General features: G+C 52.4%; 19 protein-coding genes, 1 tRNA gene and 1 riboswitch. Of the genes, 8 read left to right on the top strand and 12 right to left on the bottom strand.

From position 1 onward, the window contains the following. Positions 1–219 precede the first annotated feature (219 nt). From JR346_RS02015 to JR346_RS02005, 3 genes are read left to right on the top strand one after another with little or no spacing between them, the layout of a single operon-like run. A complete protein-coding gene (locus tag JR346_RS02015; RefSeq protein ID WP_204877981.1) occupies positions 220–1,158 on the top strand; it encodes a hypothetical protein in 939 nt (312 codons plus the stop codon). Continuing rightward, positions 1,145–2,278, top strand: coding sequence for a hypothetical protein (locus JR346_RS02010; protein ID WP_205482766.1), 1,134 nt, complete (start codon positions 1,145–1,147; stop codon positions 2,276–2,278). Before JR346_RS02015 ends, JR346_RS02010 begins: the two co-directional genes overlap by 14 nt. A gap of 12 nt (positions 2,279–2,290) precedes the next feature. Then, positions 2,291–2,953: an ABC transporter ATP-binding protein gene (locus JR346_RS02005; protein WP_205482764.1), complete on the top strand. Its 663-nt coding sequence runs from the start codon at positions 2,291–2,293 to the stop codon at positions 2,951–2,953. A gap of 175 nt (positions 2,954–3,128) precedes the next feature. Here JR346_RS02005 and JR346_RS02000 read toward each other — a convergent pair whose 3' ends face one another. The 4 genes from JR346_RS02000 to JR346_RS01985 form a co-directional block, all read right to left on the bottom strand. Continuing rightward, on the bottom strand, positions 3,129–3,341 hold the full coding sequence (locus JR346_RS02000; RefSeq protein ID WP_204877984.1) for a DUF3073 domain-containing protein: 213 nt from the start codon (positions 3,339–3,341) through the stop codon (positions 3,129–3,131). A 222-nt stretch (positions 3,342–3,563) separates the two neighbouring features. After that, the gene (locus JR346_RS01995) at positions 3,564–4,535 is read right to left on the bottom strand and encodes a Sir2 family NAD-dependent protein deacetylase (protein WP_205482762.1); all 972 of its coding nucleotides are present in this window, start codon (positions 4,533–4,535) and stop codon (positions 3,564–3,566) included. Between the two features lie 227 nt (positions 4,536–4,762). Next, on the bottom strand, positions 4,763–7,357 hold the full coding sequence (gene clpB, locus JR346_RS01990) for an ATP-dependent chaperone ClpB (RefSeq protein WP_205482760.1): 2,595 nt from the start codon (positions 7,355–7,357) through the stop codon (positions 4,763–4,765). 397 nt (positions 7,358–7,754) lie between these two features. Then, positions 7,755–8,291 (bottom strand): hypothetical protein, encoded by a 537-nt coding sequence (locus JR346_RS01985; protein WP_205482752.1) that lies wholly within the window; start codon positions 8,289–8,291, stop codon positions 7,755–7,757. Between the two features lie 48 nt (positions 8,292–8,339). Between JR346_RS01985 and JR346_RS01980 the strand changes: the two genes are divergently transcribed. The 3 genes from JR346_RS01980 (at position 8,340) to JR346_RS01970 (ending at position 11,142) form a co-directional block, all read left to right on the top strand. Beyond that, on the top strand, positions 8,340–8,999 hold the full coding sequence (locus tag JR346_RS01980; RefSeq protein WP_205482750.1) for an HAD family phosphatase: 660 nt from the start codon (positions 8,340–8,342) through the stop codon (positions 8,997–8,999). A gap of 112 nt (positions 9,000–9,111) precedes the next feature. Next, positions 9,112–9,618 (top strand): Dps family protein, encoded by a 507-nt coding sequence (locus JR346_RS01975; RefSeq protein ID WP_204877990.1) that lies wholly within the window; start codon positions 9,112–9,114, stop codon positions 9,616–9,618. Between the two features lie 402 nt (positions 9,619–10,020). Continuing rightward, positions 10,021–11,142 carry a VIT1/CCC1 transporter family protein gene (locus tag JR346_RS01970; protein WP_205482744.1) on the top strand — a complete coding sequence of 374 codons (1,122 nt, stop codon included), beginning with the start codon at positions 10,021–10,023 and terminating at the stop codon, positions 11,140–11,142. A gap of 116 nt (positions 11,143–11,258) precedes the next feature. On the opposite strand, the gene JR346_RS01965 is transcribed toward JR346_RS01970, so the two are convergent. The 5 genes from JR346_RS01965 to JR346_RS01945 form a co-directional block, all read right to left on the bottom strand. After that, positions 11,259–13,022, bottom strand: coding sequence for a choice-of-anchor M domain-containing protein (locus tag JR346_RS01965; RefSeq protein WP_205482742.1), 1,764 nt, complete (start codon positions 13,020–13,022; stop codon positions 11,259–11,261). Positions 13,023–14,387: 1,365 nt separating this feature from the next. Further along, on the bottom strand, positions 14,388–15,311 hold the full coding sequence (gene sucD, locus JR346_RS01960) for a succinate--CoA ligase subunit alpha (protein ID WP_205482740.1): 924 nt from the start codon (positions 15,309–15,311) through the stop codon (positions 14,388–14,390). Between the two features lie 38 nt (positions 15,312–15,349). Then, positions 15,350–16,516: an ADP-forming succinate--CoA ligase subunit beta gene (gene sucC / locus JR346_RS01955; RefSeq protein ID WP_205482738.1), complete on the bottom strand. Its 1,167-nt coding sequence runs from the start codon at positions 16,514–16,516 to the stop codon at positions 15,350–15,352. 205 nt (positions 16,517–16,721) lie between these two features. Beyond that, entirely contained in the window at positions 16,722–17,330 is a 609-nt protein-coding gene (locus JR346_RS01950) for a hypothetical protein (RefSeq protein ID WP_204877996.1), read from the bottom strand. Positions 17,331–17,417: 87 nt separating this feature from the next. Further along, the gene (locus tag JR346_RS01945; RefSeq protein ID WP_240333979.1) at positions 17,418–20,060 is read right to left on the bottom strand and encodes a UvrD-helicase domain-containing protein; all 2,643 of its coding nucleotides are present in this window, start codon (positions 20,058–20,060) and stop codon (positions 17,418–17,420) included. 88 nt (positions 20,061–20,148) lie between these two features. On the opposite strand from JR346_RS01945, the gene JR346_RS01940 reads away from it, so the two are divergent. Then, the gene (locus JR346_RS01940) at positions 20,149–20,823 is read left to right on the top strand and encodes a hypothetical protein (RefSeq protein ID WP_205482736.1); all 675 of its coding nucleotides are present in this window, start codon (positions 20,149–20,151) and stop codon (positions 20,821–20,823) included. A 79-nt stretch (positions 20,824–20,902) separates the two neighbouring features. Here the strand turns inward: JR346_RS01940 and JR346_RS01935 are convergent. Then, positions 20,903–20,975 (bottom strand) — tRNA-Arg (locus tag JR346_RS01935). A gap of 179 nt (positions 20,976–21,154) precedes the next feature. On the opposite strand from JR346_RS01935, the gene JR346_RS01930 reads away from it, so the two are divergent. Next, positions 21,155–22,045, top strand: a complete 891-nt coding sequence (locus JR346_RS01930) for a DUF4031 domain-containing protein (protein ID WP_205482734.1) — start codon at positions 21,155–21,157, stop codon at positions 22,043–22,045. Between the two features lies 1 nt (position 22,046). Here JR346_RS01930 and JR346_RS01925 read toward each other — a convergent pair whose 3' ends face one another. Further along, positions 22,047–22,289 (bottom strand): hypothetical protein, encoded by a 243-nt coding sequence (locus JR346_RS01925; protein ID WP_204877999.1) that lies wholly within the window; start codon positions 22,287–22,289, stop codon positions 22,047–22,049. Between the two features lie 207 nt (positions 22,290–22,496). After that, positions 22,497–23,090, bottom strand: a complete 594-nt coding sequence (locus tag JR346_RS01920) for a C40 family peptidase (RefSeq protein ID WP_204878000.1) — start codon at positions 23,088–23,090, stop codon at positions 22,497–22,499. Between the two features lie 2 nt (positions 23,091–23,092). After that, positions 23,093–23,263, bottom strand: a riboswitch (cyclic di-AMP (ydaO/yuaA leader). Between the last annotated feature and the right edge of the window lie 110 nt (positions 23,264–23,373).

Here is a 23,373-nt window from a genome sequence, read left to right as displayed (position 1 = left end):
CACGCCGTTTTCCCTCTTGCTGGAGCAAGGAGAGTGGTTCGTCGTTGTTACCTCCGGAACTGTTCAAAGAAATTTTGAATAGTCCTCTCCATCCGTACGATATGGGAGATATTTTCCGTATCTCCCATCTTTGGTTTCAGTACAAGAATAATGAGCACCTAGTAAGCCCATAAAACACACGCTGAGAGGATTCTTCCTCGTCATACCTTAGGTGGAATCATGAACGGTAGATCTCTCCCTTTTCTTTTTACCTCGCTCCTAGCTTTTATTTGCCTCATGGTTCTTGGTCTCTACCTCTTTGTAGGTCAAACACCGCAGGCAGCCTCTGCACGAGCTTATACAAATACTCAAACCATTAAGCTCTACCAAAATACTCTCAGCACCCTTAATCAAGCAACCCTCAAAGAAATAGCAGATACGCTCAACACTTCCCTAGTAGCTTCTACAGACGCAAACTTTAGCGTTATATCTATCTACTCCCAGCAGGGCTTTCTGAATGAAGAATTTCCGCAGAACCAAAACCACGTCTTAGTTAGTGAAGGAATCAACACCGAGATCATAGAAACCTGTGGGCTTCCCACCTCAGAAATAAACAGTAGCCTAGTTTCCCCTTATCAAAACACACGTATTGTCTACCCCTGGGGATCCTGCCTGGAAGGCGCCTATTCCTACTTATTGCTTGCCTCCTCGCATCCGCTAGAAGAAGAACGCATTCTTGCTACCTTTAAATCCCGAGGAATCACTGCTTTTGAAATCCCTGCAGGAGCTCTTCCCTCAGCTACCAGCGACACAACATACGCACCGGCATTACTCTGGTCTTCTATTCCCTTTCTAGCCCTGGCGCTCATGACGTATGTCATCGTCTATCAGCAAAAGGAAAAAATACTGGTTTCCGCTCTTCTAGGAATGTCGCGTTCCCGCACGCTGAGAAGCCAACTCTCCAGTCTTTTAGCTCTACAGATTCAGCTCCTGCTGCCTGCGATTCTCATTAGCCTAGCTACCTACTTCCTCACCGGAGGTAACTCTTTCGTTACCTGGCAGCACCTCGCCATTATTTCTTTTTCCTGTTTGGCAGTCATTTACTGCTATCAGCTTCTTCTTTACTCTGCCTACATTTACTACGCTATCAGGAGGTGCGCATCTCATGTTCTATATTAAAAGACTCCTTGCAGATGTCCGGGCAACCGGAATCTTCACCTCTTTGCTAGCTCTTGCATCCTTTATACTTGTGTGCATCTCTACTCTCGCACTCAACATTATGCCCCCGGCACCTTCCATTGAGCTCCAGAAGAGTCCGCAAGAAACCAGCTATTTTAAGGCACTTCCTGCCCCTGCTTCTAGCCACGAGACATCAGCAAACTCCTACCTACAAGAACTGCTGACCAAGAACCCCAAAATGCGTTTCATAGCAAATCTCAGCGCAATTACTGCTCCTGACTATAGTGACGCGACTTTTTCTGAAGAACACCATCTAACCAGCGGATACATCATTTTTTCAGCAGCCCAGCATTTGGAGCTGGGGGACGCCATCGTCCCCATCCCAGGCTCTGATGCGGGGTACAACCTTTATGGCACCATCCCAGAACTAACGGGCACAACCTTTAGGGGAAGCCCTCTGACCCTTCACGATGAAAGCGCTAGCACTTATTCCTGGATCGATGGAAAGCAGCAAGAAATCCGTGCTGATCAGAGTGGTTTTCTACTGGCACACCCGAGCCACCTGGAAGATTTTGAAAATGATTTTCTTTCCAATCCTGCTATTGGTTTAGAGGAAATTGAAAGGGGACTCATCTGCGTCTGCGCCGTGCAAGAAGCTGAAGAAAAATTAGCGGCTTTCCCTCTAACCATTAGGGGCGCAAACATCAGCTACACACTGCAAGCGGTAAACCAGCAACAGGTATTTCCTCAGTCCATTCAACAGGGCATGATGAGTGAAAGACTATTCACAGCGCTACCCCACCTTGTCCTACTATCCTTCTTTGTCTTAGCTACACAAACGCTGCTATGGCTGATAAGCCTCAGGGTGAATACTTTTCAGGTGGAAGAAATATATGCGCATACACCATTTTTTCGTGTACTGCGCATAGAGATTCTAGTTTTTATTTCTTTCTCCCTCCCTCTGGTATGCGGGTATTTAGCAACAGAAATACTTTATTCACTCTTCATGAATGAAAGCAGCAACTTTTCTCTGACCTTGTTGCTCTGTTTATTCTTTTGCCTCCTAGTGCATCTAGCTACCGCATTTTTCTACATCAGTTATCGTAAAAAGAGCACCTAAGGACTAATACACATGGAACATCCATCCATCTTGGCACAGGGCATCTCGAAAAGTTTTACAGAAAGCGAATCCTCCCAAACTGTGCTTTCCGAAGTTAGCCTGACTTTCTACCCTCACAGGGTCTATGCGGTGTGCGGGCCCTCAGGGTCAGGAAAATCCACCCTGCTCTCCGTTATCTCTGCCCAGGAGAAACCAGATAGTGGTAGCGTAGAAATACTCGGACAGCCTCTCAACTATTCAGATGCCAAAGCCGCCACTTCGTTTCGCTGCCACCACATCGGTTTTATTTTCCAAGATTTTCGCCTCCTTGAAGCTGAAAGTGTGTACGCAAATGTTGAGCTTCCCCTACTAGCTAGCACAGAAAAACTCACTAGGGCAGAAAGAAAACAGCGGGTGGAGCAGGCACTTGAAAGCGCCCGTTTCAGTTTGAAGTCCTCCCGCAAGGTCAAGATGCTCTCAGGCTGTGAAAAGCAGCGCGTAACGATTGCCCGAGCCTTAGTCAACGACCCTGAAATTATCATTGCTGATGAACCAACATCAGCACTTGATGCTCAGCTGAGACAAGAGATCATGAAGCTTTTCCGCACCCTCGCAGAAGCAGGTAAAACCGTTGTGCTAGCAACCCATGACGAAGAAGTGATGCATCTTTGCGATGAAGTGATTAGGCTGCATTGAGACTTCTCAAAAAGCAGACAGTGTAAGGACGCAGCAGCATAGGTGAGTTGTAAGCGTGAATCGCCTGAGTAAATCGACAGCTAAGAAGGCGCAGTTAACGCCCCCGCACAGGTAAGTGCGGAGGCGTTAACGTGAAAAAGTTAAGAGGTAGAACCCTACTTAATGAGCTAGGGCACTACTTCTTATCAGAGTAGTCGGCGCTGTACTTATCGACGTACTCTGAGTAATCGTCATCCTCATCGTTGTACTTATCAGCGTACGATGAGTAGTCATCATTTTTGGCGGTACTGAGCTCGCGTTCAAGAGCTGAGTAGTCGGTATCGGGAACGAAGTATTTCATTTCCCGTGCCTGCCGCGTTGCTTTAGCCTTTTGACGGCCGCGCCCCATGGCGTGACCCCCTCTGCATCGATCGTGTTCCGGTACGCGTGTGTTCACGACGCAACGAAAATCGGGTTTACGTCTTTCGTCTGTTAAGGGTACATGGTTTTTGCCGTATATGCTCGTTGCGTTACGCCAAAAAGCCCAACTGCCAGCATTTTCACGGTCAAAAGCCCTCTGCCCTGCGTTTATGAGGTTCAGAGCATACAAGATTCAGGGCGGAGCGGGTATTTATAGCACCCGGTCGATGAGTTCTTCGAGAGCGTCACGGGCGGACGCGCGCCAGAGGTAGGTTGCTTTACGGTCAGCTCGGGTGGGGCCAGCGTTGATGATGCCCACAGGTTTTCCGGCCCGCAGAGTGTCAAGTACCAGTTTGTAACCGCTCATGACCGCAACCGATGAGCCAACAATGAGAAGAGATGAAGATTGCTCCAGTAGCTGCTTCGCCTGCTCCTTGCGGGGTGTCGGAACGCTCTCCCCAAAGTAGACCACGTTGGGTTTGAGTTTCTCAGAACCGCAGCTCAAGCATCCCACCATCTGAAAATCAGCGATAAAAGAATCTGAAAGATCAACGTCGCCATCGGGATTGACCTGCAATTCAGCATTGTCCAAACGTTCGAGATAACCGGGGTTAGCGTTTTCTAAGCGCTGGTCTAAAGCGGTGCGGGGTTCAACAAAACCGCAATCTAAACATTCAATCTTTGAAAGATCACCGTGCAAAGGTAAAACCTGCCGAGCGCCCGCTGCTGAATGTAGCCCATCAACATTTTGAGTAATAATCGCTAATACTTTTCCGGCTTCTTCTAATTCAGCTAATGCGTAATGAACTATATTCGGCTGAGCGTTTTTCATTTGCCGCCAGCCCACATACGAACGAGCCCAGTAGCGGTGGCGGGCACCGGCGTCATACTTAAACTCTTGGTAGGTCATGGGGCGGTGGCGACGCAACGAGCCGTTAGGACCGCGGTAGTCGGGTATTCCCGAGTCGGTCGAAACCCCGGCGCCAGTAAGTACCAGCACTCCCCCAATATCTAGCATCTGAGCGATACCGGCGGCGGCAGCTCCAGTATCAGAATGGACGCCAGCATCCTCCACAACCCTTGAGATAGAGCGCAAGGCTGCAGCGTGCGTGGTAGCAATATCAGCGCGTTGTAAAGACTCAGCGTTGGCATATTCAGCAGAAGACGAAACGAAGGTTTGCATATTTTCCATTATGCCCGGCGAGGACGACTCACAATGCTACACCCGCTACAAGAGACCACCAGCATCCCCGATTCAGCGGTTGTTGCCCGTCAGCTCAGACCTAAAAGAAGCCTCTGATGATTTTTCAGGTGTTATCTCGCATAGCGCAGAAAAACCGGCGTTCCACACCTTTTTGTGAGGTCTGGAAGGCCGGTTTTTATTTTTAGCGTTGTTCACTTAGTCAGGTTTTAGCGGCTAGCGGTGACAGTGAGCCCGTCCATCGAAACGTCGGGGTTCACGTCCACCTGCACGGTATCTCCGTCGCGAACCTCACCGGCGAGGATTCCCTTCGCCAGACGGTCACCAATTTCGCGTTGCACCAGGCGACGCAGCGGACGCGCACCGTAGCTAGGATCGTACCCGGCAAGCCCCAGCCACTCAAGAGCAGCATCGGTAACGTCCAGGCTCAAGCGACGATCAACCAGGCGCTTACCCATAGCATCAATTTGTAGGCTAACAATCTTACCCAAATCCTCTGCGCTGAGCGGCTCAAACATGATGATGTCATCTAAGCGGTTGAGGAACTCCGGCTTGAAAGAGGCATTGACCACTCCCATTACCGCGGAGGTACGCGCGTCCTCATCGAGGTTCTGGTCAATCAAGAACTGCGAGCCCATGTTTGAGGTCAGAATCAAAATCACGTTGCGGAAATCGACGGTGCGCCCCTGGCCGTCGGTCAGACGTCCATCATCAAGTACCTGCAAGAGAATGTCGAAGACCTCCGGGTGAGCCTTTTCGACCTCGTCGAGCAAAACCACCGAGTAGGGACGACGGCGCACAGCCTCGGTCAGCTGACCACCTTCTTCGTAACCCACGTACCCGGGAGGGGCACCGACCAAGCGGGCTACCGCGTGCTTCTCGGCATACTCGCTCATGTCGATACGCACCAGCGCGCGCTCATCATCAAACTGGAACTCAGCCAGTGCCTTAGCCAGCTCAGTCTTACCGACACCGGTGGGGCCCAAGAACATGAAGGAACCAATCGGGCGGTCAGGGTCTGAGATACCCGCGCGTGAACGGCGAACCGCGTCCGCAACGGCTGTGACTGCCTTGCGCTGACCAATCAGGCGCTTGCCCAATTCTTCTTCCATGCGTAGCAGCTTCTCAGATTCGCCCTGCAGCATACGCCCGGCGGGAATACCCGTCCAGGCTGAGATGACCTCGGCAATATCGTCTGCGGTCACCTCTTCAGAAACCATAGTCTCGGTTGAGGACGCTGCGGCTTCCTCCTGGTGTGCCTCGGCAAGCTGAGCTTCAAGCGCGGGAATTTCACCGTAGAGGATGCGGGAGGCATCTGCTAGGTTGCCTTCGCGCTGGGCGACCTCAGCTTTAGAGCGCAGCTCATCAATCTGAGATTTAAGTTCACCTACCTTATTGAGTCCAGCTTTCTCGGCTTCCCAGCGGGAGTTCAGCGCGTCCAGCTGCTCTTTTTTATCTGCCATATCGGCACGCAGAGCCTCCAAACGCTCTACCGATGCGGGGTCGGTTTCGTCAGCAAGTGCCAGCTCTTCCATGGTGAGACGGTCAACGGCGCGACGCAGCTGGTCGATTTCCTCGGGTGCCGAGTCAATTTCCATACGCAGACGCGATGCTGCCTCATCGATCAGGTCAATCGCTTTATCCGGCAGCTGACGCGAGGGAATGTAGCGGTTAGACAGGTTCGCAGCTGCCACCAGGGCTGAGTCTGCGATGGATACCTTGTGGTGAGCTTCGTAGCGTTCTTTGAGTCCGCGCAGAATACCGATGGTGTCATCGACCGACGGCTCCCCCACGTAAACCTGCTGAAAGCGACGTTCGAGGGCAGCGTCTTTCTCGATGTTTTCGCGGTACTCGTCCAAGGTGGTGGCACCGATCAGGCGCAGTTCACCGCGGGCAAGCATGGGTTTGAGCATATTGCCCGCGTCCATGGAACCTTCGGTAGCACCGGCACCTACCACGGTGTGGATCTCGTCGATGAAGGTCACAATCTGACCTTCAGACTTTTTGATCTCTTCGAGAACAGCCTTGAGTCGTTCCTCAAACTCACCGCGGTATTTAGCGCCAGCAACCATTGCACCGAGGTCAAGGCTAATAAGGGTTTTACCGCGCAGAGATTCAGGCACATCGCCCGAAACCATGCGCTGGGCAAGACCTTCTACCACGGCGGTTTTACCGACGCCGGGTTCACCAATGAGAACGGGATTGTTCTTGGTGCGGCGTGAGAGTACCTGAATGACGCGGCGAATTTCGCTATCGCGCCCAATCACGGGGTCGAGTTTACCCTCGCGTGCTACTGCGGTGAGATCGGTGCCGTACTTTTCGATGGCTTGAAAGGTGCCCTCGGGGTCTGGGGTATTCACGGTGCGACCTCCTCTTACACTCGGAATAGTTGATTCAAGCACCTGGGCAGACGCACCGTTGTCGGTGAGCGCGCGGGCGGCGTCATCGTTACCGCTGGCGATGCCCAGGAGCAGAAGTTCAGTTGAAACGTATTCGTCGCCGAGTTGCTCAGCTTTGGTCTGCGCTGTTTGCAGGGCGCTCAGGGTAGCCCGCGAGAACTGGGCTTGGGCGGTTGACGAGCCCTGGGCGCTCGGTAGTTTCTTGATAACGGTGGATGCTGCCACTGAGATAGCATCCACATCTGCGCCGGCTGCTTTGAGCACGGCGACTGCAACGCCTTCGCGCTGGTCTATGAGTGCTTTGAGCAGGTGTGCCGGTTCAATACTGGGGTTGCCCGCTGTTTGGGCGTTCATATTCGCTGCCGAAATGGCTTCTTGCGATTTGGTGGTGAATTTGGTGTTCATTGTTCCTCTAGTGATCGTTGGTGAGGAGCGCTGGTTTTGGGCTGGCAAGCCGACTACCTGCGTCCGTTCCTTTTAGATAAATTGAGTGTACTACGCTCAACTTTATTTTGTAAAGCGTGTTCCCGCTTTCTACGTTCTACGGCAAGCATCGGCACTCCGCTACAAAGCTCAGGCACACCCGGGGACACCACCGCGCCAGAGGTGACCACCAAAAGTAAAAGGTGACCGCGAAAAGTAATGGTGACCATGACATGTGCGGTCAGCATTACTTTTCGCGGTCACCTCCGATTTTTCGTGGTTACACCGCGCGAAGGCAGGCACACGGCGGCAGTAAAGAGACTCTCCCACCAGCTCTACCCGCGCGCATCGTGTCGGCGCGCACCAGCGTCCCTACGCCCTAGTCAAGAAAGTCATAGGTGTAGGACGCGCGTTCCCGCTCCTCTTCTTGCTCCGGGTCGATGCCGGTGAGGGTGCGGTGGGTTTTCTTAGATTCATTCAAAGCTAGAAAATAGGTAGCCAGTGCGAAGCAGAGGGTAAGGATTCCAGCCGTATTGCCGAACCCGGCTGAAAGACCCACAAACCGCTCCCCGAATACCTGCGATGCCGCCGACACCACGCGTCCGCCCATACGATCTGGCACTAAGAAACCAAATACCAGGGCAAGAACAAAAGAAATCACGTACACCAGGGCAATAGTAAAAGTTGTCGACCGAGTAACATGCAAAGCAGCTTCACGACGCATCATCACAGCACCCATACCCAGCGCCACTAACAGCATGGGCCCAAAACTAACAGCGAAAACAGGTACAAGGTCGCCTCCAGCGCCAAACAGTGAGCGCCCGGCGACTATCCAGAGGGTCGCAATCACCGCCAGCGGGTAGGCAAGGCGGGGCAGGTAACGGGTAAAAGCAGAGGATGCGCGTTGAGTATTCACGTAATTTATTCTACGAACCTTGTGGAGCAGTTGTTGTAGGGTGAAGGTATGACTACTTCGCAGAAACCAGCAGCAATTCTTTTCGATCATGATGGCACTCTTGTTGATACTGAGCCCCTGTGGGCGAGGGCTAAGGAGGATGTCGCGCACGCGTACGGTAAGCAGTGGAGCGAGCAGGACACCTTGGACGCGCTGGGTAAGCCCATGCAGGTTACCTACGACATCATGAAGGCTAATGGTGTTGCGCTGAGTGATGAGCAGATTTACGACGGTTTGGTGAGCAGTATTCTGGGGCAGCTGGATGATGCACAGATTGAGTTTCTGCCCGGTGTTGAGAAGCTGTTGCAGGATGTGCATGAAGCGGGTATCCCGGCGGCGATTGTTACTAACGCTACCCGCCACATCGCGGAGCGTACTGCCGCGATGGCACCGGAGGGTCTATTCAGAACCATTGTGACTAACGATGATGTCACCAATCCTAAGCCCGATCCTGAGCCTTATCTTTTAGCGGCTCAGCGGTTGGGTGTTGAGCCGAGTGAGTGTATTGCGCTCGAAGACTCCCCGAGTGGTGTTGCCAGTGCCAAAGCAGCTGGGATGAAAGTGATTGTTTTGCCCGGTATGCAGCCTGTTAAGGAAGGTGAGGGTAACTTACACGTTAGCCACGGGGAGCTTACTTTTAAGGCTCTCCTTATTCTGAATAATTCATAATAAGCTAGATTTTTGGCTGAAAACCGCCTACACTTAAAGCACGGAAACAACCATTTTCACTTCCGTCGAAACCACCGGACAGGGAGTGAAAAGCTAGAGTCAGGAGATTCTTATGTCAAACAAAAACGCAGCTTTCACCGTTCCCGGTCTCGTTGAAGAAACCGGTCACCAGATTGCAGACGCTTTGCAGCTTCGCCTGCACGCGATGAACGATTTGCATCTCACCCTCAAGCATGCTCACTGGAATGTCGTTGGTCCTAACTTCATTGCCGTCCACGAAATGCTTGACCCCCAGGTTGATTTGGTTCGCGGCTACGCAGACGAAATCGCTGAGCGCATGGCAACTATGGGCGTTTCACCCAACGGTCTGCCCGGTGCCCTCGTTGAACAGCGCACCTGGAACGAGTACGACGTCAACCGCGGCGACTCTCTGGATCACCTGCGCGCACTCAACGACGTTTACACCGGTATCATTGAGGACAACCGCGCAGTCATCGCAAAGGTCGGCGACCTTGACCCCATCACCGAAGACCTGCTGATTGGTCAGACCGCTGAACTTGAGAAGTTCCAGTGGTTTATCCGCTCACACATCGAAGACGGTAACGGCAACCTCAGCTAAGTTTTCTAACACCCCTCAAGGGGTTTGAACTCAGGGGACGCACCCGCAGTCAGTGGGTGCGTCCCCTGAGTTTAAGATTGCCTTGATGGCATCGAACGCGAGAATTACCCCACGTTGAGGCTGTTTTGTGCTCCTCATTCTTTTATTTTGGAGCCAGCTTGTATTAGAGTGTTTTGGAGCGAAGGGGAGTAGCTCCCATCGGTAGCGTTATCTTGCCTAGCAGGTAGCGTAGCCTAAGCGGTTTATCGACATACTGGTTCGCGCAAGCACCCGGTAAATCACCCGTTATGCATCAAGTATGCGGGCGAGCGAGACCTTCGGCGAGAAAGTATTTTCTTTAGCCGAGGTCTCTTTTTATTTTTAAGCTGAGATCGGCGGCGCGAGTTTTTCAAGGAGCTTGCCATGACCGATGGTTCGCATATTCGCCAGCCTGTAGCTAACCCTAGCAAGGCGCAGATTCGCAGATGGAGACGTTATCTTGCCGAGGAAATCTCCGAGGCGCGTATTTACGCTACCTTAGCAGAGCGGGCTGAGGGAAAAGAGGCTGAAATCTTACGCGAAGTAGCCCAGGCCGAATTTCGTCACCAGGACCATTGGCGTACCCTGCTGGGCGTACATGCTAGCCCGGAGCCTCGCCCAGCAGTTTCCGCCCGCTTCTTAGAGCTGCTGGCGAGGAAGTTTGGTTCGGTCTTTGTGTTGGCTCTAGCCCAACGCGCTGAAGGGCGTTCCCCCTATGCTAACGATTCTGATGCGACCGAAGCCATGGCCGCTGATGAAGCCATCCATGAAGAGATTATCCGTGCCCTTTCTATTCAGGGGCGAGAAAAACTCTCCGGCAACTTCCGCGCAGCGGTTTTTGGTGCGAATGATGGCTTGGTTTCTAATGCAGCTCTTATTATGGGTGTGGGGGCCAGCGGTGTCGACAGTTCCTTGATTCTCTTATCGGGTATTGCAGGTCTGTTGGCTGGGGCTTTCTCAATGGCTGCTGGGGAGTTTGTTTCGGTGCGCTCCCAACGTGAGCTTCTCGATGCTTCTCGCCCCACTCAGGTGACTCTCGATGTTGCTCGGCACCTTGATATCGAGCAAAACGAGCTGAAACTTATTTATAAGGCACGCGGTATGAGCGAGGAAGCTGCCGAGCACCGAGCTATGGAACGGTTGGGGCACTTTACATGCGACTGTGACCCCTCATTTTCGTTTCGGCCGGGCACCGAAAATGAGCATGAAATCAACTCCCATAGCGTACTTGGGAGCGATGTGGGGACAGCTGCCTCCAGCTTCTCTTTCTTCGCCACTGGCGCCTTTATTCCGATTCTCCCCTATCTACTGGGTTTCTCCGGTATGTTAGCCGCGGTAGTCTCGATGGTGCTAGTTGGCATTGCTCTGTTGATTACTGGCGGAATAGTTGGTCTACTCGCTGGGGCTTCTCCGCTCAAGAGAGGCGGTCGTCAGCTAGCCATCGGCTACGGTGCAGCTCTAATGACTTTCTTTTTGGGCTTCATCTTTAATACCGCCATCCTATAAATCCCAACCGCCCACTTTGCTATGACTAAGGAAACCTTTATGCGGTGTGCCCGAGGCACATTCTCTGTACGCAGGGCACACCGTATAAGCTGATTTCTCTAATATTTCCTCGGTTTTTACCTGGGGCGGCGGTAACGTACGAGGAGGAAACCAGCAAGACTCAGCAAGAGGCCGATAATCAGAATTAGCATGACGCCGTTGGGCCCAGTGTGAGCCAGCAAAGTGCTGTGAGAGGGAGCCTTCGAAGAGATAAAAGCGTGAGCTGAGGACGCCGATGAGTCAGCTGTGGCACCTCGAATCCCAGCATTCTCCTCCCCCTGGGTTTTGGGTGTAGGCTGCGGATCCGCAACTGGAACAGTTGAACTCACAACAGCTGGGGGAGCAACTTTCACCCCAGCAGATTCGGTAGGCTGAGCTGGTGCGGGTTTGATTACTGACGGACTCGATGTTGCAGGCAGAGGCACCTCCATAGAAGTACCTTCTGGGTCTTCTGATGCCGTAGCGCTGGTAACTTCTGAACCCACTTCAAAGGTGTAAATGCCGGTATTGGAAGTAATCGCAGGACCTCCCCCGACAGGTGTACCCTGAGCACGAACTTTGACCGTATATACCCCAGGCTCGGTGAAAAGCCAATTAGTATGCACATGGCTGGGTAGGTTTTGGTGAATCACAGAACCACTCATCATCTCGTAGCCCCCGTGGGTAAATGGTGACGTTAGACCGCTAAAGAGAGATGTTTGGAAGAGAAGAATACGCCCAGGGCCGGTGACCTCGAGGAATTTAAAATCGATTGCTGAGTAATCAGGAGCGACTGCTGAGGTATCCCAGCCCATGAAGGGCAGGGTTCGCTGCGAGGTGCCGTTTTCACTAATAAAGTATCCCTTCGAAGCTAGCTGCTGGGCTCGTGAGGCAGGGAGTTCGGTAAGAGCCGACTTATCGATCTTCACCTTCACACTTTCGGGGGTACGGTAGCTAATTCCGCTTCCGGTATCGTCCTTAACTGCTAGTTCGAGTATGCTCCCGCGGGCAGTAACATTGAAAAGATCGATGTGACCGTTACTAATAACACGAGGCTCGGTAACAAGGGTGTGAGGCTGAGGTTGCGCGGAATCATCCATCGTGTTTGGTGGGTCGCTAGGACTTGAGGATTCCGTTGGATGAGGAGTAGACGGGCTAGGCACTGGGTCTTCACTAGGGGAAGACGAGGGGAGGTCCTGACGTGCGTCCTGTGCGTTCTTCTCTACCTTAAATATTTCAGTAAAAGGCTCGGAGCGTAGCTCTTGCCCGTCTTGAGTGACGCCCACAGCATGGCCGGTGAGTGTATAGGTTCCTGCACGCTCAAAATACCAGTGAGCGTGGGTATGCCCCAGAATCGGTAGGCTAGTGCCGGGTTCAATATAGTACTTGCCATCGGCAAGGACGGGGAGGATAGCGTACTCGTCATCTTCAGACAGCGGGTCGTTCCCAAACAGAGCGATAGGGCTTGGACCTGTGACAGAAGTAAACTCGATGCGGATCGATTCAAACCCATTATCCGCGAATCCGGGAGCACTCCAGCCCGGCTCGAAATATCCATTGGCATTGAAGCTGGCAGTGTAGTAGCCTTCGGCGCTACTGCGGCTTAGGTTTTTGAAATTATAGTCGGTTCCGTAGGTGGAGTTATCAATGAGAAAGAACACTGAGTTGGGGTCATAGAGGTCGTTGCGGATTCCATTGGCAACCTTAACCACTGGAGTTCCCGAGTCAGTAACTACGTAAAAACTGTCAGTATGACCTTTGCTAATTTCGGTTCGGGGTTCAGAGGCCTGAGTCAAAGGCAGGTAAAGGGTTGCCAACAGTAATGTCAGCAAGGCCACCAGACTCCTGCGTAGTGCGCGCATGCTTATTCCTTTGTCACGGTAGATAGTTAGATAAACGAGATGCTTATCAGCATTATTTAAATGATAATCATTATCATTAATAGTTTCGCACACACCTCCCATAAAGCAAACCAGTAAATTCACCAGAATCCGCTCGATCTCAAACCCACAACCCCTACAAACAACCCCAGACCATCCGTCCAGCGCACGAGCATCAAGAAATTTTAGCTTCACCCCCCACCTTCAAGGAAGGCGCAAGGGAGTGCCACAATTCATATCTTGAGCACCAGTCAAATCTTCAAGCCGACAACGCAAACATGCTAGGGTAGCTTAGAATTTTTGAGATTTTGATAAATCTAATGCATCTCTAAAATCTAAGATCCGGCGTGTCTCCATAAAACTCAAAACTCATTCGCGCGGTTATCATCATTCAAAGGAAAATAATGAACAAGATTTCACGTCGATCCCTAGCTAAGGGCGCCGCTTGAGCAGCTCCCGTAATCATCTCAGCTACAGCCGTTCCTGCCCACGCTGCTAGTCCTACTACCTGCATCAGGCATACCACCCGCATCACTTGGACCAACTTCGTTCGTAGCACGCCTGTATCTGCAAAGGGCAGCACCAGCCACTCAGGTAGCGTTGTAGCCAACGATGGTCAGGTGGTTCTCACCATTAACCATGTCTCTTCAACTGGTCCTTCACTCTCTGGCACTCAAAATCTGATGACCAGGAAGAGTAGTGAAAGCATTGCTTACCCCTCATACTCCGGGTTGTCAGACTACTTCTTCGTCCAATCACTAGCGAAAGACGCCAGGGGTTACACCGGAGGCAGCCAGAAATCCACCATGACTATGAGCTTCTCAACCCCAGTCACCGGCTTCTCTTTTATCATCGGTGACATTGACTAGGGCGGTAGCTGGCAGGACGTTTATACCGTCAAGTCCTCCCTGATGGGAAAAGTGACTCCTGCCCCTAGGGTTACTGGCGATGCTAAGATTTCCACGAGTGGCGACACCACCTCATTCAGCGCCACAAGGACAAGCCTAAGGTCTGCCTCTAAAGAAGGTACCGTTACTCTATCATTCCCCAAACCTATCGACACCATTACCCTCACATGGGCTAACGGTGGCAACCGTACTGGTAGTCAGAACTTCGTTATCGGTGGCAACACCCCCTTCGGCGTCTGTTTAACCCCAACTCAACCTCAGCGACATCCTAATCTAACCTGTAAGGCATAGACAGGTGGGGGCTGACCAGTGAACTGGTCAGCCCCCACCTTGTTGACGATTTCATCTATCCTATTTTTAACACATAGTATCAGCTGAGATAAAACCAAGACTCCTGGAGGCATACATGACCCCAGGAGCCTAGCGGCTTAAGGCCAAACTAATTTACTTTGTTAGCGAAGATTTCGCGCATCAGCTGGGCGGTCTCTGAGGGAGTCTTACCGACCTTCACACCAGCAGCCTCAAGAGCTTCTTTCTTCGCCTGAGCAGTACCTGATGAACCCGAGACAATAGCGCCTGCGTGCCCCATAGTCTTACCCTCAGGAGCGGTAAAGCCTGCGACGTAGCCAACAACAGGCTTAGTCACATTCGCCTTGATAAAATCAGCAGCACGTTCCTCAGCGTCGCCACCAATCTCACCAATCATCACAATCGCTTCGGTCTCGGGGTCAGCCTCAAAAGCCTCCAGAGCGTCAATGTGAGTGGTACCGATGACGGGATCACCGCCAATACCAATGGCGGTAGTGAATCCGATATCGCGCAGTTCAAACATCATCTGGTAAGTCAGAGTACCCGACTTTGAAACCAGACCGATCTTGCCCTTACCTGTGATGTCACCGGGGGTGATGCCTACGTTGGCTTCACCGGGGGTGATGATACCGGGGCAGTTAGGGCCAATAATGCGGGTAATCTGCTTGCCATCAGCATCAACCTTTGACTTAGCGTGTGCCCAGAACTCAGCTGAATCCTGAACAGGGATACCCTCGGTAATGACGACAACCAGAGGAACTTCAGCGTCGATAGCCTCGATGACTGCGTCCTTGGTGAATGCCGGGGGCACGAAAACAATGGAGACGTCAGCGCCAGTCTTCTCAACTGCCTCAGCAACTGAGCCGAATACGTTGAGTTCAACCTGCTCGCCGTCCTTGTTGGTGTGGGTAACGGTGGTGCCAGCTTTACGGGCGTTCACACCGCCCACGATATTGGTTCCGTAAGCGAGCATACGCGCGGTGTGCTTTGAGCCTTCGCCGCCGGTAATACCCTGAACGATGACCTTTGAGTCTTTGTTCAAAAAGATAGACATAGTTTTAACCTTCTTTAAGATTCTTCTATACTGCGAATTTAGGCGGTATGAGCCAGTTCAGCTGCCTTGTCAGCACCTGAATCCATGGTCTCTGCCTGGTATACCAGCGGATGGTTAGCTTCGTTGAGGATGCGGCGACCTTCTTCAACGTTGTTACCGTCAAGGCGAACAACGAGGGGCTTAGTTGCCTTATCGCCGAGGATTTCAAGGGCCTTTACGATGCCGTTTGCAACAGCGTCACACGCGGTAATGCCGCCGAAGACATTGACGAATACAGACTTGACCTGCTCATCGTTGAGAATGATGTCAAGACCTGCTGCCATGACCTCAGCGGACGCACCGCCACCGATGTCGAGGAAGTTAGCGGGCTTCACGTTGCCATGGTTTTCGCCAGCATAAGCAACAACGTCCAGGGTTGACATGACAAGACCAGCGCCGTTACCGATGATGCCGACTTCACCGTCGAGCTTCACGTAGTTAAGGTCGTTTTCTTTAGCCTTAGCTTCCAGCGGGTTTTCTGCTGACTTATCAACCAGTGACTCGTGGTCTGGCTGGCGGAACTCAGCGTTGTCGTCCAATGAGACCTTGCCGTCAAGAGCAAGAATCTTACCATCGCCAGTCTTTACCAGCGGGTTAACCTCAACGAGGGTCGCGTCTTCCTTGTCGTAGACCTCGCCCAGCTTCACGAGAACAGCAGCAACATCGTCCTGGAGTTCAGAGGGGAAGCCAGCTGCTTCGACGATTTCCTTCGCCTTAGCCTCGTTCAGCCCTTCAGCGGGGTTGACCTCAACCTTAGCAAGCGCTTCGGGGCGCTCGGCAGCGAGGGTTTCGATATCCATACCGCCCTCAACCGAGCACATCGCCAAGTAGGTGCGGTTAGCGCGGTCCAGCAGAATGGAGAAGTAGTACTCTTCAGCAATGTCAGCGCCCTGGGCGATCATGACGCGCTCTACGGTGTGACCCTTAATGTCCATACCGAGAATCTGCTGTGCGTACTCAAAAGCCTCATCAGCGGTCTTAGCGACTTTCACGCCGCCAGCCTTACCGCGTCCGCCTACCTTAACCTGAGCCTTGACAACGGTGACGCCGCCAATCTTCTCAGCAGCAGCTTTAGCTTCTTCAGGGGTGGTAGCCACGATGCCCTGAAGCACGGGAACGCCGTGCTTCTCAAAAAGGTCGCGTGCCTGGTATTCAAACAGGTCCACAGGGGTATCCTTCTTCTTCGAAGTCTCAGCCCGGTAACACTCAAAGCACCGGGCTCTTACCTTGAGAACAATCTGCGCTCACGGCCCTGGCAAGAGAGCTAAAGAACAGAGAGTCCCGCTACTTTCAACTGTAACCGATATGAGCGAAAACACCCTAACGCATCAAGAAACAAGCGAGCAAAAAAATGCATAAATTACTGGCTGTTTACGCCCGGTGTTCGCTAATGGCATCAAGAATATTGATGACGAACGGGGCAGTATCAGAAGCTCGGGGAATCATCAGGTACTCCTCCTCAGCGATCTTCCACAGCATCAACTCTGCGTCCTCAACCATCACACGGAACGCCATACCCGGCGCGAAATACTTGGGCTTATTTTCAAAGAGCACGTTATCCGCCAAAATACGAGCAGCATCGGGGCCGCTGAGGTTAATCACCGCGCGGTTCACCGACACATTGAGCACCAGCCCATCATCGTGCGCCAGCGCCGCCTCAAGAGCACGCCCCAACTTAATCTGATCAACTCGCGTCACAATCAAAAAGACATTCTCACGGTTGAACAAGTTAGCCACAATCTGACGGGTACCGTACAGCACTTCCCTACCCGTCATGTCACCGGTAACTTCGCCCTCCCACCGGGGGAACTTAGCGCCCAAGACCTTCTCCATACGCTGGGCAGCAGCCGAATCCGGGTCAATCTCAATACGGAATAAGGTCAAATCGGTAAGATCGGTCATCTGAAACCGGGTATCAGTCACCGCATCCATCACCTCGGTAAATTCTTCTGCCGGTGAGGCTACTGCGTCCTCTTGCATTTTCTACTTTCATTACTAAAACTTGTAAGCGCCGGGTGCGCTCACTCTTTATCATAAGGTTACTTTTGAGAAGCGTTAAGTACCCGCTTACAGCTTGGTCAGAGGCGCATAACGCAGCATGAGACGCTTCTCCTCGCCCGCAAAACGCACCTTAGCCACCGTTTTATCGCCAGAGCCCTCAACTGCGATAATGTTGCCCTCACCAAATTTCGCGTGCGAAACCTTATCGCCCACGGCAAGCAGGGGAATCTCTTTTTGAGGTTCCACACGGGAGACATTTTTGGCAGCGGCTTTCAAACCAGCAGCATCGGCTGTTGATGAACGCCCAAACCTCTCACGTTCAACACTCCCGTAAGAGGTCGCACTGCTAAAACGGTCAGAGTAAACGGGGCTACCGTAACCGCTATAGCTACTACCGCCCCACCCCGCGCCAGTGGATGCTCCCCCACGACGTTTCCAGTCAATGAGTTCCTGCGGAATCTCCTCAATGAAGGGAGAAGGCGGGTTATACTGACTCTTACCCCACATCGAACGCATCTCAGCGCGCGTAATGTAAAGACGTTCCATCGCGCGGGTAAGACCCACGTAGGCAAGACGGCGCTCCTCGCTCATCTCGCTATCATCAGTTAGTGCCCGCTGGTGCGGGAAAAGCCCGTGTTCCAAGCCGGTCAAAAAGACCACCGGGAACTCCAAGCCCTTAGCTGTATGCAGGGTCATCAAAGTGATAACACCCTGCGAGCGCGCCTGTTCTGCCTCTTGAGCAATCTGGGCGGCGCTGGGTTCGTGACCATCAGCGTTGGCACCGGGCTTATGGGGAATCTGATCGGCATCGGCAACTAGAGCAACGTGCTCCAGAAAGTCAGGTAAGGACGCTCCCTCGTTGTCATTCTGGAAGTCGCGGACGGCATCCACCAGCTCCGAGAGGTTTTCTACGCGGGTCTCGTCCTGAATATCGTTAGATTCTCGCAGTGCCTGTAAGTAGCCGGTTTGTTCCAGCACGGCTTCAAGACAGGTTGCAGCGTCCTCGGTTTCTGCGATTTGCGCTAGGTCATCCATCAGCTGCACGAAAGCAGCAATTTTTTTGGAGCCTGCCGCGCCTAAGTCTTGAATATCGCCGGTGCGGCGGGCTGCCGCCATGAAAGAAATGCGCTCTCGTGACGCGAAGTCAGCAACCACAGACTCAGATTTAGCTCCGATGCCTCGCTTGGGTTCGTTAAGAACACGACGCACGTTGATATCGTCATCGGGGTTCACTAAAGCACGCAAGTAGGCAAGCGCGTCCTTGATTTCTTTGCGCTCGTAGAAGCGAGTGCCACCGACCACGCGGTAGGGCAGGCCAACTTTCATGAGGGCTTCTTCGAGGGTGCGCGATTGGGCATTGGTGCGGTAGAAAACCGCAATATCGCCGGGTGCCACGCCTTTTTCATCGCGTAGACGATCTACTTCTTGGGCGATAAAACGCGCCTCAAGATGCTCAGAGTCGGCAACGTAACCGGTGATTTTGGCGCCATCGCCCGATGCCGTCCACAGCTTCTTGGGGCGACGGTCTGTATTGCGCTCAATCACCGCATTCGCGGCACTCAAAATGTTCTGAGTGGAGCGGTAGTTCTGCTCCAGCAAAATGGTACGTGCGTTTTTATAGTCGCTCTCAAAATCAGTGATATTTCGAATATCAGCGCCGCGGAAAGCATAAATTGACTGGTCAGAATCACCCACAACCGTCAGCTCAGCAGGGGGCAAAGCATCCGGGTACGGTCCCTGCTCCTCAGTACGACGGTGGGCACCCACCAGTTCACGGACCAGGGCATACTGAGCGTGGTTGGTGTCCTGGTACTCATCCACCAAAATGTGGCGAAAACGCCTGCGATAATACTCAGCGACCTGCGGAAAAGCACGCAATAGGTACACCGTTTGGGCAATGAGATCATCAAAATCAAGGGAATTAGCTGCGCGCAACCGTGCAGTGTAATCGCTATAAACCTTTGAAATCGCGCTCCCATACGGGTTTGAAGGGCTCACCTGCATAGCGTACTGGTCAGCTGAAATCAGCTCATTCTTCAGACCAGAAATCTTGTTAGCAATAGCTCGCGGCGCGAACTTCTTAGGATCAAGATTGTGCTGCTTAGCAATCAGCGTCAGCAGACGCAAAGAATCCGCCGAATCGTAAATCGAGAAAGTAGTCTTGAGCCCCAGCGTCTTCGCTTCGCGGCGCAAAACGCGCACGCAGAAGGAGTGGAAGGTTGAAATCCACATGTGCTGCGCCCTGGGCCCAATCAGCTGCGCAATACGCTCGCGCATCTCCATGGCTGCCTTGTTAGTGAATGTGATTGCCAGAATCTGCCCCTGGTGGGCGCGTCCGGTCGCCAACAAATAAGCAATGCGGTGAGTCAATACACGGGTTTTGCCCGATCCAGCGCCCGCCACAATCAACAGGGGAGCATCTGCGTGAACCACTGCCTCATGCTGCTGCTCGTTCAGCCCTTCCGTCAAACGCACTGCCATCGGAGAACTTACCTCATGCCTTGCAGGTGCAGCGGGAGCAAAACTGCTCCTACCCACCTGATAACTCGGAGGCATAAAATCATCATCTGCAGGCACAGCATCATAGTAGGGATCGGAAGGAGGTTCCTCCACTACCGGGGCATGAGGACGCGACTGTTCATCAAGGGGCGTATTCTGCACCTTGGAGCGGGAAGTGGGCATAAAGTCATCATCAAACAAGTGATCCATGGTGCTTTAAGTGTAAACCGAAGATATATTCGATGCCGCCTCACCTCCACCTTGGGACAAACTTTCAGCAGACGGCATAATGGATGCTATGGGTCTTTCAAAAAGTCAGAAAAAGCGTCTCTACGGTGATAAAGCTCAGCTCGAAGCAACCACACCACCTACCCGCACCACAGCTAAGATGTCAGCAGCTGATTCTCGATACCGGCAGGGTGAACTCTACGCCGACCCTACCAAGTCCTCCTCAAACATGTACCTGGTGGTAGGTTTCATCGTCTCCTTCTCACTAATCGCCTACAACTATTTATGGGTACTCCCCCAGTTCTCACACTTCGCAGGCAACACTGTGCCAGAACTACTCTTCAGTTTTGGACGTGACGAGATAGAAGCATTCGCTGGCAGCACAGACCCCGATTACATCGCACAGTACGCCACCTACCACCTCTCGGCCGCCCTAATCGTGCCTTTTGTATGCTTATTGACCTGGACTGGCATGATCTTCGCTTCTCACCTTTCACTGCGCGAACGTTCCCTACATCTGCCCCTGCCGGTACTCTTCGCAATTATCTACGGCACCGGCAACCTAGCGCTCAACGCCGCCCTCGCCAACCCCGCAGGCTCCGTGGTGGGCATCGCATCCGCACTCATCAGCGCCCGCTGGGCACTCTTCATCCTGCTCCTCGCCCAACTCGCCTACCTCTGCCTGCGACTAGTACGCGGCAAAGTAGACGCCTTCACCCGCGGAGAGCTACCAGAACAACAATAAGAAATACGTTTAGACTCTGCACGCAATGCCAAACTAAAAAACCCACCCGCTACAACAACGGGTGGGTTCTATGACAAAGTGCCCTTGACTGGATTCGAACCAGCGACACCCGCTTTAGGAGAGCGGTGCTCTATCCCCTGAGCTACAAAGGCATATTTATATATTGTATCCCCCACAACTAACGCTCAGGGGATTACTCGCTTACGCTCGCCCCTACACCCCAATTTTTATCTCCTCGCACGCTCGGAAAATTGACGTGCAGCTGAGCTACAAACATAAAGCTACTCCATTATATGCGGTACCCCGGACACACCCAAACTACACTTAACCCATGATTCTCATTGATCCGCCTGTTTGGCCCGCGCACGGCACTGTATTTTCGCATCTAGTATCTGATGTGAGTCTTGATGAGTTGCACAATTTCGCGAAACGGCAGCATCTCTCATTGCGGGCTTTTGATATGGACCATTACGATATTCCCGCTGAACTGTACGACACCCTAATTACTGCTGGCGCTCGTAAGGTTACAGGTACTGAGCTGACCCGTACGCTCATCCGCTCGGGGTTACGGGTGCCATTCAAAGAACGTCCTCACAAGATTCGTGGGACACTGCTCAAGATGTGGACGCAACGACTGCCCGAGTCTGTCGATATGGGTGAATACCTCCTTGATGCGTGGCAGGCTCCCGAACGTGCCTATCACAATAGCGCCCACCTGCTTGAGATGCTTACCCACCTTGAGGTGCTTCTTGAAGAGGTTCCTCTTGAAATTTTTTTGGCGGCGTGGTTCCACAACATCATCTATACGGCAACTCCCAGTGCTGATAAACAGGCTTCAGCCGAAGCAGCCCGCGATATGCTGGCTCCTTTGGTTAAAAACAAGGTCCTCAGTGTTACTCAGTGGGATGTTTGTGCTCAACTGATTGAGATAACTGCAACCCACCGATTGGATGAGATAGAGAGTCTCACCTATAAGCAAGTAGGTGCTTTTCTTGATGCAGATATGGCGATTCTTGCCGCCGCTCGCCCTCGCTACCGCAGGTACTGTGCGGGGATTCGCGCTAAATATAGCGCCTACAGTGATACCGAGTTCAGAGCTGAACGCCGTGCTTTCCTGCAAGAGGCGTTAGAGCGACCATGCCTCTTTAGCACCGAAAAGGCGCGCAACCTCTGGGAAGAATCTGCGCGCCTGAACATACAAGAAGAACTAGAAAGCCTCTAAACTATTTACTTTTGCCGGTACTCTTGCTCTGCGAGCGTTTTTTGTAGAGCACTCGCGCAACAATTAGCCCGATGACGACGCCAATGCCACCGATAACTGACACCCACATTGCAGCGTGCCCCAGCGGAATTGACATGAGCAAACCGATGATGATGCCGGGGATCGCGCCGCCGAGCATACCGATTGCCATGTACTTAAATTCTTCATCTGAACTTGAGGTGGGAGATTCAAATTGCGTAGCCATAACCTCTAGTCTAACGGTGTAAAAATTTTTGGGCATAAAAAATGCGGCCCGTAGCTGGTCGTTCTATGGGGCCGCATCCACCGATTATGATTTCGATGAGCAATTCCAACGCGGTTGAGGCGCAGAATAAATTTTATGAAGACAATATCAATGCTGGTTATTGACCAGTCAGCACTGAAGGAAACACATGAGTGCTCAGTCTATGGTTTAGAGACCTGCGTAGGTGTAGTAGCCGTCAACGGGCATGAAGCCGCCACCGTCTACTGAAGTTTCAAGAGTGCCCTGTGAGGGGTTGAGAGCTGAGATCATTTTGCCGTTGCCAACGTAGATGCCTACGTGTGCGTAGCCGTTGGTGAAGACGATATCACCGGGCTGAGGGGTTGAGGTGGGAACCAGCTCGGTTGCCATGGTGTAGGTGTAAGCGGTCAGGTTGATGCCAGCCTGTGCGTATACCCATGAAACGAAACCTGAGCAGTCCCAAGTCTTGAAGGTTTTACCGCCCCATACGTATGAGCCGCCGAGACCGTTCTGAGCTGCCGCAAGGACTGTTGCACGTGTGCCTTCAACGTTTGCGATTTCAGCTGCGGGAGCTTCAACGGGTGCCTCGTAAGTGTATGTGTAACCCGAAATAACTTCCTGGTTGTTGTATGAGGTGTAGTTGGTGATTGAGGGAGCTGAGAAAGCGGTTGCTGCCTCTACGGGTGCTGCAATTGCGAATGCGTTTGCGGGAACGATTGAACCTGCAACTGCTGCGGTTGCCATTGCGATGATTGACGCGTTGCGTACAGTTTTTGAAGCCATTGTAGTTTTCCTCCAGTGCCGAACGAGGTGAGCTGTCGGGTTCGAGTAGGAAGTCACTCGGTCATCGGTGAAGATGACTTAACCCCTAGGTTCTCAACCTAAAGTTGGAACCAAAATTTGGTTCCCCCGCTTCTGCCGAGCAGTGATAAAAGTAAACTCCGATATGTGTGAACTGTGGCAGAACTAGGCGTTCAGTTCTCGGAGGTGCTATCCGACCAGTGATGAGCACGAGATAAGACATTACACAGCTTCTGAGCAATTGTCACGTTTTGGTCACGAAAAT

This window comes from Rothia sp. ZJ932, assembly GCF_016924835.1.
Classification (GTDB): Bacteria; Actinomycetota; Actinomycetes; order Actinomycetales; family Micrococcaceae; genus Rothia.
Note: the sequence above shows the minus strand (reverse complement) of the source record. Positions and strands in the feature narration are given on the sequence as shown.